This is a genomic window from Streptomyces sp. SID14436 (assembly GCF_010548465.1).
Taxonomy (GTDB): Bacteria; Actinomycetota; Actinomycetes; order Streptomycetales; family Streptomycetaceae; genus Streptomyces.
Genome location: NZ_JAAGMD010000147.1, coordinates 1 through 11,487 on the forward strand (window position 1 = coordinate 1; position 11,487 = coordinate 11,487).

Annotated in this window: 12 protein-coding genes and 1 pseudogene; 7 read left to right on the forward strand and 6 right to left on the reverse strand. The window is 72.1% G+C overall.

Going from position 1 to position 11,487, the window contains the following annotated elements:
- Positions 1-97: 97 nt before the first annotated feature.
- On the reverse strand, positions 98-412 hold the full coding sequence (locus G3I53_RS05555; protein WP_164438077.1) for an MTH1187 family thiamine-binding protein: 315 nt from the start codon (positions 410-412) through the stop codon (positions 98-100).
- Positions 409-753 (reverse strand): DUF3817 domain-containing protein, encoded by a 345-nt coding sequence (locus G3I53_RS05560; protein WP_164335163.1) that lies wholly within the window; start codon positions 751-753, stop codon positions 409-411. The genes G3I53_RS05555 and G3I53_RS05560 overlap by 4 nt, the downstream gene beginning before the upstream one ends.
- A gap of 175 nt (positions 754-928) precedes the next feature.
- On the opposite strand from G3I53_RS05560, the gene G3I53_RS05565 reads away from it, so the two are divergent.
- The 4 genes from G3I53_RS05565 (at position 929) to G3I53_RS05580 (ending at position 3,579) form a co-directional block, all read left to right on the forward strand.
- Positions 929-1,561: an AIM24 family protein gene (locus tag G3I53_RS05565; RefSeq protein WP_164335167.1), complete on the forward strand. Its 633-nt coding sequence runs from the start codon at positions 929-931 to the stop codon at positions 1,559-1,561.
- A 1-nt stretch (position 1,562) separates the two neighbouring features.
- Entirely contained in the window at positions 1,563-2,213 is a 651-nt protein-coding gene (locus G3I53_RS05570) for an AIM24 family protein (RefSeq protein WP_164335161.1), read from the forward strand.
- Positions 2,210-3,007, forward strand: coding sequence for an AIM24 family protein (locus tag G3I53_RS05575; protein ID WP_164335159.1), 798 nt, complete (start codon positions 2,210-2,212; stop codon positions 3,005-3,007). The genes G3I53_RS05570 and G3I53_RS05575 overlap by 4 nt, the downstream gene beginning before the upstream one ends.
- 95 nt (positions 3,008-3,102) lie before the next feature.
- On the forward strand, positions 3,103-3,579 hold the full coding sequence (locus tag G3I53_RS05580; RefSeq protein ID WP_164335157.1) for a MarR family transcriptional regulator: 477 nt from the start codon (positions 3,103-3,105) through the stop codon (positions 3,577-3,579).
- Positions 3,580-3,638: 59 nt separating this feature from the next.
- Here the strand turns inward: G3I53_RS05580 and G3I53_RS05585 are convergent, their stop codons facing one another.
- A complete protein-coding gene (locus G3I53_RS05585) occupies positions 3,639-5,084 on the reverse strand; it encodes an ATP-binding protein (RefSeq protein WP_164335155.1) in 1,446 nt (481 codons plus the stop codon).
- Positions 5,081-5,803, reverse strand: coding sequence for a response regulator transcription factor (locus G3I53_RS05590; RefSeq protein ID WP_164335153.1), 723 nt, complete (start codon positions 5,801-5,803; stop codon positions 5,081-5,083). Before G3I53_RS05590 ends, G3I53_RS05585 begins: the two co-directional genes overlap by 4 nt.
- Positions 5,804-5,946: 143 nt before the next feature.
- Here G3I53_RS05590 and G3I53_RS05595 point away from each other — a divergent pair, with 143 nt between their 5' ends.
- The gene (locus G3I53_RS05595; protein WP_164335151.1) at positions 5,947-6,603 is read left to right on the forward strand and encodes a PepSY domain-containing protein; all 657 of its coding nucleotides are present in this window, start codon (positions 5,947-5,949) and stop codon (positions 6,601-6,603) included.
- A gap of 102 nt (positions 6,604-6,705) precedes the next feature.
- Here the strand turns inward: G3I53_RS05595 and meaB are convergent, their stop codons facing one another.
- Positions 6,706-7,662 (reverse strand): methylmalonyl Co-A mutase-associated GTPase MeaB, encoded by a 957-nt coding sequence (gene meaB, locus G3I53_RS05600; protein ID WP_164335149.1) that lies wholly within the window; start codon positions 7,660-7,662, stop codon positions 6,706-6,708.
- A gap of 45 nt (positions 7,663-7,707) precedes the next feature.
- On the reverse strand, positions 7,708-8,922 hold the full coding sequence (locus tag G3I53_RS05605; RefSeq protein WP_164335148.1) for an acetyl-CoA C-acetyltransferase: 1,215 nt from the start codon (positions 8,920-8,922) through the stop codon (positions 7,708-7,710).
- Between the two features lie 149 nt (positions 8,923-9,071).
- Between G3I53_RS05605 and mce the strand changes: the two genes are divergently transcribed.
- Both mce and scy read left to right on the forward strand, forming a co-directional pair.
- Positions 9,072-9,512, forward strand: a complete 441-nt coding sequence (gene mce / locus G3I53_RS05610; protein WP_164335145.1) for a methylmalonyl-CoA epimerase — start codon at positions 9,072-9,074, stop codon at positions 9,510-9,512.
- Between the two features lie 230 nt (positions 9,513-9,742).
- Positions 9,743-11,487 (forward strand): annotated as a pseudogene (scy, locus tag G3I53_RS05615) (polarized growth protein Scy); the annotation flags it as partial.

Genomic DNA, 11,487 nt, shown 5'->3' on the forward strand with positions numbered 1-11,487 from the left:
GACGCCGGGCCACGCCAGGCCGGGCGACGCCACGCCGGGCCGGGCGACATTCAGGCCAGCCGGCCGGACCACGTCAGGCCGGGTCGACCGGACCGGGTCAGGCCGGGCCGTCTCCGCCGGGGGCGGCCAGGTGCCGCTCCACGGTGTCGACCTTGGAGGTCAGCCCGTCGCTCACCCCGGGCCGGATGTCCGCCTTGAGGACCAGGGAGACGCGGGGCGCCCGCGCCTCGACGGCGGCCACGGCCCGCCGGACCACGTCCATCACCTCGTCCCACTCGCCCTCGACGGAGGTGAACATGGCGTCGGTGCGGTTCGGCAGCCCGGACTCGCGGACCACCCGCACGGCGTCGGCGACGTACTCCCCCACGTCCTCGCCGACCCCGAGCGGGGTCACGGAGAACGCGACGATCACGCGCTCACCACTCCCTCGTTGCGGGCGCGGGAGGCGATCACCGCGTCCTCGGCCTCCCGCTTCAGGCGCCGCTCGGCGACGAAGCCGCCCGCGGGCAGGACCGACATCAGCAGGTAGAAGCCGGCGGTCTTGAGCGACCACTTGGCACGGTTCCAGGCGTCGGCCCAGAAGACCAGGTAGAGCACCACGAGGATGCCGTGGATCGCGCCCATCACCGGGACGGCGTTGAACTCCGTGGTCCGCTTCAGGACCGAGCAGACGAGCAGGACGAGGAAGGAGATCGCCTCGGGGCCCGAGACCAGGCGGAGTCGGCGGAGGGCGGCGGCGGTCTTGAGGTCCACGGGTCACCTTCGATGGGAGAGACGTCGGCGTCGACGGTCTGACGGTTTGTGAACGCACGCACAAGCGTCCCACCATTCTGGCAAACGCCCTCCGCGATCACCGGAGGGGGTCCGCCCGCCGGTCCACACACCTGTCCGGAGGGGCACAAATCCGGCTACGGTCACCCACGTGGCGATGTTCCGACTTCAGAGCAGCAAGGTGCTCGCCGTCGACATGACCGGGGATGCCGTGAAGGCGAAGAACGGCTCGATGGTCGCGTACGACGGCGACATGACGTTCAAGAAGCTCAGCGGGGGCGGCGAGGGCATCCGGGGGATGGTGACCCGGAGGCTGACCGGTGAGCAGATGACGGTGATGGAGGTGAAGGGCAACGGGACCTGCTGGTTCGCCGACCGGGCCACCGAGATCAACCTCGTCGGGCTGCAGGGCGACACGCTCTACGTCGAGTCGAGCAACCTGCTGGCGGCCGACGGCGCCCTGCGCACCGGGACCACCTTCACCGGACTGCGCGGCGCCTCGCAGGGCAACGGGCTGTTCACCACCACCGTCGAGGGGCACGGCCAGGTGGCGATCATGTCGGACGGGCCGGCGGTGGTGCTGCGGGTCGGCCCGCAGTACCCGCTGACCGTCGACCCGGGCGCCTATGTGGCCCACCGGGGGAACCTGCGGCAGTCGCTGCAGTCCGGTGTGACGTTCCGCACGATGCTCGGCGAGGGCGGCGGCGAGGCGTTCCAGATCCGCTTCGAGGGCGACGGGCTGGTCTACGTGCAGCCCAGTGAGCGGAACACGATCGCGGGGGACATGTGACATGGGGTTCGAGGAGATCAACTCGAAGATGATCCGGGCGGTCGTGACACCGGGCCGGCGCCTGTTCAGCCAGCGCGGCGCGATGCTCGCCTACCAGGGGGACGTCAGCTTCACCCCGAACCTGACCGGCGGGCAGGGCGGGCTGCGGTCGATGATCGGGCGGCGGGTCGCGGGTGAGGCCACGCCCCTGATGACCGTGGAGGGCAGCGGCACCGTGCTGTTCGGGCACGGCGGCCACCACATCCAGGTGATCAACCTCTCCGGCGACACCCTGTACGTGGAGGCGGACCGCCTGCTGGCCTTCGAGGGCACCCTGGAGCAGGGCACCGTCTTCCTCGGCTCGCAGGGCGGCGTGATGGGGATGGTCCGGGGCCAGGTCTCCGGGCAGGGTCTGTTCACCACCACCCTGCGCGGACACGGCGCCGTCGCCGTCATGGCGCACGGCGGGGTGATCGAGCTGCCGATCACCCCGCAGCGGGCGGTGCACGTCGACCCGCAGGCGTACGTGGCCCACCACGGCGACGTCCGCAACCGGCTGTCGACCGCGCTCGGCTGGCGGGACATGGTGGGCCGCGGCTCGGGCGAGGCGTTCCAGCTGGAGCTGAGCGGCAGCGGCGCGGTCTTCGTCCAGGCCTCGGAGGAGAAGCTGTGAGGACCTTTCAGAGCCCCGGCGGCCCCGCCGTCTTCGACCCGGCGACCCTGCCGTCCGACGACAACGTCGATCACTACACCTTCTGCGTGGAGCTCAAGGGGAGCCAGTGGTTCCTGCAGAAGGGGAAGATGATCGCCTACTACGGCTCGATCGAGTTCAACGGCATCGGGCACGGCCGGCTCGACCGGCTTGTGCGCACCTCGTTCCATTCGCCACTGCACGCGAGCGACTGGGTCGTGGCGGAGGGCGCGGGCAAGATGCTGCTCGCCGACCGGGCCTTCGACGTGAATTCGTACGACCTCGAGGACGGCAACCTGACCATTCGCTCCGGCAACCTGCTCGCTTTTCAGCCAAGTCTGTCGTTGAAACAATCGATCGTGCCGGGTTTCCTGACCCTGATCGGAACCGGAAAGTTCGTGGCCGCGTCCAACGGTCCGGTGGTGTTCATGGAACCCCCGGTCCGGGTGGACCCGCAGGCGCTGGTCGGGTGGGCCGACTGCCCCTCTCCGTGCCACCACTACGACCACGGCTACCTGACCGGAGTAATGGGCGGTCTACGTGCGATGACGGGCCTCGGCGGGGCCTCCGGCGAGGAGCACCAGTTCGAGTTCGTGGGGGCCGGGACGGTGCTGCTGCAGTCGTCCGAGACACTGATGACCGAGCAGGCCACGGGGGCGCCTCCGGCGCAGCCGGGGGTGCCCGGAGGCGGCGGTTCCGGCGGACCCGGGCAGCCGCCGGGGGGACCGCGCCTTCCCGGACAGCTGGGAGACCTCCAGCGTCGCTTCGGGCTGTGAGCGGTAGTCTGCGGAGTGTGACATCGAACGCGTGCACGCAGTCACACGGAATGCCTTACTGGTTCGCCTTTCAACTTCTTAGGTAGACTGCATACATGGAGACCGAGACGGCCACGCGCTGGCTGAGCGATGCGGAGCAGTGTGCCTGGCGCACTCACCTGGAGGTCAACAAGCTGTTGACCTACCAGCTGGAGAAGGATCTGCAGCCGTTCGGCCTGACGATGAACGACTACGAAATCCTGGTGAACCTCTCCGAGTCGGAGGACCGCCGGATGCGGATGAGCGACCTCGCCTCCGCCACCCTGCAGTCCAAGAGCCGGCTCTCGCACCAGATCACCCGCATGGAGAACGCGGACCTGGTCCGCCGCGAGAACTGCGAGTCGGACCGCCGCGGGCTCTACGCGGTGCTGACCGAGCACGGCATGGAGACCATGCAGAAGGTCGCGCCCCACCACGTGGCGTCCGTGCGGCGGCACTTCATCGACCTGCTGGCTCCCGAATCCCTGACCGACCTCGACAAGGCCCTCAAGCCCATCGCGGAGCACCTCCGCGGGCAGCGGGGACGGCCCTGACCCGGGCCCTCAGCCCCCGCTGCCGCCGCGCTGCGGCGCACTGACCCGCGCGGCCCGGGCTACGCATCTCCGGCGAGCGGCAGGCGGAGCTCGAACAGGGCTCCGCCCGCCGGTGCCTCGCCGACCGTGAGCGTCCCGCCGTGACGTGCGGCGACGTCCCGCGCGATGGCGAGGCCCAGGCCGGCGCCCCCGTCGTCGCGGCTGCGGGCGGCGTCCAGCCGGACGAACCTCTCGAAGATCCGCTCCCGGTCGCCCTCGGGCACGCCCTCCCCGTCGTCGGCGACCCCCAGCACCGCCCAGGCACCGTCCCGCCGCACGGTCACCGTGACCGTCTCGCGGGCGTGCCGCCGGCCGTTGTCCAGCAGGTTGGTGAGCACCCGGGCGAGCTGCCCCCGCGACCCGGCCACCTCCGCCGGCTCCGTCTCCGACACCACGACACCGGTCCGCGCTCCCGCCTCCTCGCGGGCCAGGGCGGCCAGGTCGACCCGGTTGTCCGAGGGCCGCTCCCCCGCGTCCAGCCGGGCGAGCAGCAGCAGGTCGGCGGCCAGGTGCTGGAGCCGTACGGTGTCCTCCACCGCGCCGTCCAGGTCCAGCAGGCCGGGGTGGGCCGCGGCCACCTCCAGCTGCGTGCGCAGGGAGGCGATGGGACTGCGCAGCTCGTGCGAGGCGTCCGCGACGAAGCGGCGCTGCCGCTCCACCGCCGCCTCCAGCGCGGCGAGCGTCTCGTTGGTGGTGCGGGCGAGCCGCGCGATCTCGTCGTGCGTGTCCGGCTCCGGCACCCGGCGGGTCAGGTCCTCGGACGCGGTGATCGCGGCCATCTCCCGGCGGATCCCGGCGACCGGGCGCAGCGCCCGCCCGGTGACCAGCCAGGTCACCCCGGCGACCAGGCCGGACAGCAGGGGCACGCCGATCAGCAACGCCGTGCGCGCGGTCCGCACGGCGCTGTGCTCGGCGGCCAGCGGCCCGCCCGCGTGGACGGTGAGGCGCTCCCCCTGGGGGGTCTCCACGTCGACGGCCGCGTACCGGTAGTCCTCGGTGTCCCCGTCGATGGTCGCGGAGCCGTTGGTGAAGGTGACCTCCTGGCCGATCTCGCCCGGCTCCAGGGACTCCCCGGAGTTCCGCCCGCCGTCCGAGTCGTCATCGTCGTCGTCATCGTCATCGTCGTCGCGCTGCGGGTCGGCGGGCCGCGGGCGTACGTCGGAGGTGGTCGTGCCGCTGATCCGCTCCAGGTCCTGGGTCGCGGCCACCAGCCGGCCGTCCTCGTCCACGATCTGCACCGGGCGGTCGTCGCCGTCCAGCCCCGACAGGGCGTCGTAGTCCGTGCCGGCGGCCAGCTCGGCGGCCACCGCACGCGCGGAACGCTCCGCCTGGGTGCCCGCCTCACCGATCAGGTTGGACCGCAGCGACAGCACCAGGGCGGCCCCGGCCGCGGCCAGGGCGACCGCGACCACCAGGGTCGCGCCGAGGGTGGCCCGGGCCCGGACCGAACCGAACACCCCGCTCACGGCGTGGTCTCCAGCCGGTAGCCGGCCCCGCGCACGGTCCTGATCAGCCCGGGACGCAGCTTGCGGCGCAGGGCGCTGACGTAGACCTCGACGATGTTCGGGTCGCCCTCGTAGGCGAAGTCCCAGACGTGCTCCAGGATGTCCGCCTTCGACACCACCTCACCGGCCCGCAGCACCATCTGCTCCAGCACGGAGAACTCCTTGGCGGTGAGCGTCACCTCGTCCTCGTCCAGGAAGACCCGGCGGGCGGCGGTGTCCACCTTCAGGTCCCCGTGCACATGCACCGGGGAGGCCCCGGCGCCCTGCCCGCGGCGGCGCAGCAGCGCCTTGACCCGGGCGACGAGGACGACGTACGAGAACGGCTTGGTGAGGTAGTCGTCGGCGCCCGTGTCCAGCCCCTCGGCCTCGTCGTACTCGCCGTCCTTGGCGGTGAGCATGAGGATCGGCACCTCGTGGCCGGCGGCGCGCAGGGCGGCGCAGACCCGGTAGCCGTTCAGGCCGGGCAGCATGATGTCGAGGATCAGCAGGTCGTAGCCGCCCTCGGAGGCCCGGTGCAGGCCCTCGGTGCCGTCGTGGACGACGTCCACGGAGTAGCCCTCGGCCGTCAGACCGCCGGCGAGGGACAGGGCGAGGCGTTTCTCGTCCTCCACGATCAGCAGTCGGGCGGGACGGCGCGCAGCGCCTCCGGGGGCGTAGGGGTGGCTGGCGGGTGGGCACATGCCTACGAGGGTCGCAGAGCGAACCTGAAGAGTTCTTCAGGGGGCTTCAGCTTCCTCTCAGCCTCGGTGGGCGACATTGAGGTCGTCGAACAGCGCGAACCAAGCGACTCGACGCGAAGCACACCGACTCGGGAGGAATCATCATGAAGCGCAACATCGTGATCGCTGTCGTCACGGCCACGGCCCTGGTCGGGGGAGCCACCGCGACGGCCCTGGCGGTCTCGGGGGACGATGCGCCGACGACGCGGCAGGCGGACACCCGGATCGACGACCGCACGGACGACCGCGACGACGACGGGCGCGACGACGACCGCGACGACGACCGGGACGACCGCGACGGCGCGCGGGCGGCCTCCGCGAAGGTGACCGCGGCCGACGCCATCGCCGCCGCGCTGGAGCACCGCCCGGGCACCGCGGTCTCCGCCGAGCTGGACGACCGGGACGACGACCGCCGGACCGTCTGGGAGGTCGACGTGCTCGCCGACGGCGACAACTGGTACAGCGTGCGGATCGACCCGGCCACCGGCAAGGTCCTCGGCTCGCAGAAGGACGACGAGGACGACGCCGACGAGGTGCGGGCCGCGCTGAAGGGCGCGTCCGTCTCCGCCCAGGACGCCGCGCGGGCCGCCGCCGCCAAGGGCACGGTGACGTCGGTGGAGCTGGAGGACGACGACGAGCGGGGCTGGGAGGTGGAGACCACGAACGCCCGCGGCGCCGAGAAGGACTGGCACGTGGACCTGAAGAGCGGCAAGGTCACCGCGGACCGGGACGACGACGCCGACGACTCCGACGACGACTGAACCGGGCCGGACACGCTCTCCCCACGGATCACGTGAGCAGGTGTGCGGGGCGGTGGCGGGGTGACCCCGTCACCGCCCCGCACGTGTGCCGTGAGCGGCCGCTCAGCCCTCGGTGAGGCTCGCCACCAGTTCGTCCGCAGCGCGGTAGGGGTCCAGCTCGCCGGCGCCGACGCGCTCGGCCAGGGCCCCCAGACGGCGGTCGCCGTGCAGATCCCCGATGCGCTCCCGCAGAGCCGTGACCGCGATGGTCTCGACCTCGCGGGCGGCCCGGGCCAGCCGGCGCTCGGCCAGCACGCCCCGCTCCTCCATCCACGCGCGGTGCTTCTCCAGCGCCTCGACCACCTCGTCGACGCCCTCCGCCCGCGAGGCGACCGTCTTGACGATCGGCGGACGCCAGTCGCCGGGCTTACGGGCCTCGCCCAGGCCCAGCATGTGGTTCAGCTCCCGGGCGGTGGCGTCCGCGCCGTCCCGGTCGGCCTTGTTGACCACGTAGACGTCGCCGATCTCCAGGATCCCGGCCTTCGCCGCCTGGATGCCGTCACCCATGCCGGGGGCCAGCAGCACCACCGAGGTGTCGGCCTGGGAGGCGATCTCCACCTCCGACTGGCCGACCCCGACCGTCTCCACCAGGACGACGTCGCAGCCCGCCGCGTCCAGCACGCGGATGGCCTGCGGCGCGGCCCAGGCGAGGCCGCCCAGGTGGCCGCGGGTGGCCATGGAGCGGATGTAGACGCCCGGGTCGGAGGCGTGCTCCGACATCCGGACGCGGTCACCGAGCAGGGCTCCCCCGGAGAACGGCGAGGAGGGGTCGACGGCCAGGACACCGACCCGCCGGCCCTGTTTGCGGTACGCGGTGACCAGGGCCGAGGTGGAGGTCGACTTGCCGACGCCGGGCGAGCCGGTGAGGCCGACCACGTAGGCGTTGCCGGTCAGCGGGGCCAGCGCCGCCATGACCTCCCTGAGCTGTGGGGACGCCCCCTCCACCAGGGAGATCAGCCGGGCCACGGCCCGGGGCCTGCCCTCCCTGGCCCGGGCCACCAGAGTGGAGACGTCCTGCATCACAGCTCCGTTCGCGAAAGACGACCTGCAACCACTTTCCCCGGCTCAGGCCCCGGGTACCCGCACGATCAGCGCGTCACCCTGGCCGCCGCCGCCGCACAGCGCCGCCGCGCCGACCCCGCCGCCGCGCCGCTTCAGCTCCAGCGCCAGGTGCAGCACCAGCCGCGCCCCGGACATCCCGATCGGGTGACCCAGCGCGATGGCACCACCGTTGACGTTCACCTTTTCCGTGGACACGCCGAGGTCCTTCATTGACTGCACGGCGACGGCGGCGAACGCCTCGTTGATCTCGATGAGGTCGAGGTCGGAGACCTCCAGGCCCTCCTTCTTCAGGGCGTGGCGGATCGCGTTGGACGGCTGCGACTGCAGCGAGTTGTCCGGGCCGGCCACGTTGCCGTGGGCGCCGATCTCGGCGATCCACTCCAGGCCGAGCTCCTGCGCCTTGGCCTTGCTCATCACGACCACGGCGGCGGCGCCGTCGGAGATCTGCGAGGAGGAGCCGGCGGTGATGGTGCCGTCCTTGGCGAAGGCCGGGCGCAGCTTGCCGAGGGACTCGGCGGTGGTGTCGCCGCGGATGCCCTCGTCCTTGCTGAACAGCACCGGGTCGCCCTTGCGCTGCGGGATCTCCACCGGGGTGATCTCGGCGTCGAAGACACCGTTCTTCTGGGCGGCGGCGGCGCGCTGGTGGGACAGGGCGGCGATCTCGTCCTGCTCGGGGCGGGCGATGCCGAGGCGGGTGTTGTGCTTCTCCGTGGACTCGCCCATGGCGATGTTCTCGAAGGAGTCGGTCAGGCCGTCGTGGGCCATGGCGTCGATCATCTGGACCGCACCGTACTTGAAGCCCTCGCGGGACTTCGGCAGCAGGTGGGGGGCGTTGGTCATGGACTCCTGGCCGCCCGCGACGACCACGTCGAACTCGCCGGCGCGGATCAGCTGGTCGGCCAGCGCGATGGCGTCGAGGCCGGAGAGGCACACCTTGTTGATGGTGAGCGCGGGGACGTTCATCGGGATGCCGGCCTTGACGGCCGCCTGGCGCGCCGGGATCTGCCCCGCCCCGGCCTGGAGCACCTGGCCCATGATCACGTACTGGACCTGGTCGCCGCCGATCCCCGCACGGTCGAGGGCGGCCTTGATCGCGAAGCCGCCGAGGTCGGCTCCGGAGAAGGACTTCAGCGAGCCGAGCAGCCGCCCCATGGGGGTGCGGGCGCCCGCGACGATGACGGACGTCGTGCCGTTCGGTGCGGAAGATGCAGAAGACATGAGCGGCGATCCCCTTACCGGCCTGCACAGCCGAGGAGTGAACGAGGGTTTACTTCGAATGTACTGAGGCGCGGCCGACCGCGTCATCGGGCTTACGGTGTGATCGCGCGCACGTTGCGTAACCACGCGCGGGGCGCTCCACTGAATCCATGCTGACGCGAATCGACCACATCGGGATCGCCTGCTTCGACCTGGACCGGACCGTCGAGTTCTACCGGGCCACCTACGGCTTCGAGGTGTTCCACTCGGAGGTCAACGAGGAGCAGGGCGTGCGCGAGGCCATGCTCAAGATCAACGACACCTCGGACGGCGGTGCCTCCTACCTCCAGCTGCTGGAGCCGACCCGGGAGGACTCCACCGTCGCCAAGTGGCTCGCGAAGAACGGCGAGGGCGTCCACCACATCGCTTTCGGTACGGCGGATGTGGACGCGGACGCGGCCGACATCAAGGACAAGGGCGTACGCGTTCTGTACGAAGAGCCCCGGCGCGGCTCCATGGGGTCACGAATCACCTTCCTGCACCCCAAGGACTGCCATGGCGTACTGACAGAACTGGTCACTTCGGCGCCAGTTGAGTCACCTGAGCACTGACCCACGTACATAAGGGCCGGTAGGGTTGGGTGCGGTCGCCGCTCGATCCAGGGTGACCAGGTCCTGCCGTCGAGCACGTCAGGACCACCGGGGTCCGGGTTTCGGGGGGAGAGCGCCGGGGCAGCAGCCCATGCTCCCCCAATGATCTGACACCATTCCCCGGGGGCCCCGTTCGGCGGATGGACGGGGCTCGGCCAGACTTGCGACCAGGGGACGGATGGGACCGCGCAGTGCGGGGCTACGAGAGCCAGGAGCGAGAGCCGGCGGCTGACGTCGACCACCTCTCTCGGTTCGAAGCCGAGATGAAACGGCTCAAGACCGAGCGGGAAAAGGCGATCCAGCACGCCGATGACCTCGGCTACCAGGTCGAGGTGCTGCGCGCCAAGCTGCACGAGGCGCGGCGCACCATCATGTCCCGTCCCGCCTACGACGGCGGTGACATCGGCTATCAGGCGGAGCAGCTGCTGCGCAACGCGCAGGTCCAGGCCGACCAGCTGCGCGCCGACGCCGAGCGGGAGCTGAGCCAGGCCCGCGCCCAGACCCAGCGCATCCTCCAGGAGCACGCGGAGCAGGCGGCCCGGCTCCAGGCGGAGCTGCACCAGGAGGCGGTGACCCGGCGCCAGCAGCTCGACCAGGAGCTGGCCGAGCGCCGCCAGACCGTCGAGTCCCACGTCAACGAGAACGTGGCGTGGGCCGAGCAGCTGCGCGCCCGCACCGAACAGCAGGCCCGCCGCCTGCTGGAGGAGTCCCGCGCCGAGGCCGACCAGGCGATGGCGGCCGCCCGCGCCGAGGCGGAGCGGCTGACCACCGAGGCCCGCCAGCGGCTGCAGAGCGAGGCCGAGGCGGCCCGCGCGGAGGCCGAACAGCTGCTGCGCCGCGCCCGCGCGGACGCCGAGCGGCTGCTGAACGCCGCGTCCACCCAGGCGCAGGAGGCCACCGACCACGCCGAGCAGCTGCGGACGTCGACCGCCTCCGAGTCGGAGTCGGCGCGCCGTGAGGCGCAGGAGCTGGCCAAGGCCGCCGAGGAGCGGATGACCGAGGCCGAGGCCGCGCTGCGCGAGGCGCGGAGCGAGGCCGAGAAGGTGCTCGCCGAGGCCAAGGAGTCGGCCGCCAAGGCGCTCAGCTCCGCCGAGGCGGCCAACGAGACCCGTACCCGCACCGCCAAGGAGCAGGTCGCCCGGCTGGTCAGCGAGGCGACCAAGGAGGCGGAGGCCACCAAGGCGGAGGCCGAGCAGCTCCGTGCGGACGCCCGCGCCGAGGCGGAGAAGATCGTCGCCGAGGCGGCCGAGAAGGCCCGGACGCTCACCGCGGAGGAGTCCGCGACCCAGCTGTCCAAGGCCGCCCGGACCGCCGAGGACGTGCTCAACAAGGCGTCCGAGGAAGCCAAGAAGACCACCCGGGCGGCCGCCGAGGAGGCCGAGCGGATCCGCAAGGAGGCCGAGGCCGAGGCGGACCGGCTGCGCGCCGAGGCGCAGGACATCTCCGAGCAGCTCAAGGGCGCGGCCAAGGACGACACCAAGGAGTACCGCGCCAAGACGGTCGAGCTGCAGGAGGAGGCCCGCCGGCTGCGCGGCGAGGCCGAGCAGTTGCGCGCCGACGCGGTCGCCGAGGGCGAGAAGATCCGCGCGGAGGCCCGCAAGGAGGCCGTGGCGCAGATCGAGGAGGCGGCGAAGTCCGCCGAGGAACTCCTGGCCAAGGCGAAGGCGGACGCCGACGAGCTGCGCTCCACCGCGCAGACCGACAGCGAGAAGGTCCGCACCGAGGCCATCGAGCGCGCCACCACGCTGCGCCGGCAGGCCGAGGAGACCCTGGAGCGCACCCGCAAGGAGGCCGAGCGGCACCGCGCGGAGGCGGTCGAGCAGGCCGAGGCGCTCACGGCGGACGCCGAGCGTGCCGCGCGCGAGCTGCGCGAGGAGGCCGACCGGGCCGTCGCGGCCCGGCACGCGGAGGCCGCCGAGGACCTGAAGCGGCTGCG

What these genes read in the sequence shown, in the direction of transcription:
- mce (WP_164335145.1), top strand. Translation starts at nt 9,072, where the DNA reads ATGCTGACGCGAATCGACCACATCGGGATCGCCTGCTTCGACCTGGAC.
- meaB (WP_164335149.1), bottom strand. Translation starts at nt 7,662, where the DNA reads ATGCAGGACGTCTCCACTCTGGTGGCCCGGGCCAGGGAGGGCAGGCCC.
- G3I53_RS05605 (WP_164335148.1), bottom strand. Translation starts at nt 8,922, where the DNA reads ATGTCTTCTGCATCTTCCGCACCGAACGGCACGACGTCCGTCATCGTC.
- G3I53_RS05570 (WP_164335161.1), top strand. Translation starts at nt 1,563, where the DNA reads ATGGGGTTCGAGGAGATCAACTCGAAGATGATCCGGGCGGTCGTGACA.
- G3I53_RS05565 (WP_164335167.1), top strand. Translation starts at nt 929, where the DNA reads ATGTTCCGACTTCAGAGCAGCAAGGTGCTCGCCGTCGACATGACCGGG.
- G3I53_RS05580 (WP_164335157.1), top strand. Translation starts at nt 3,103, where the DNA reads ATGGAGACCGAGACGGCCACGCGCTGGCTGAGCGATGCGGAGCAGTGT.
- G3I53_RS05595 (WP_164335151.1), top strand. Translation starts at nt 5,947, where the DNA reads ATGAAGCGCAACATCGTGATCGCTGTCGTCACGGCCACGGCCCTGGTC.
- G3I53_RS05590 (WP_164335153.1), bottom strand. Translation starts at nt 5,803, where the DNA reads ATGTGCCCACCCGCCAGCCACCCCTACGCCCCCGGAGGCGCTGCGCGC.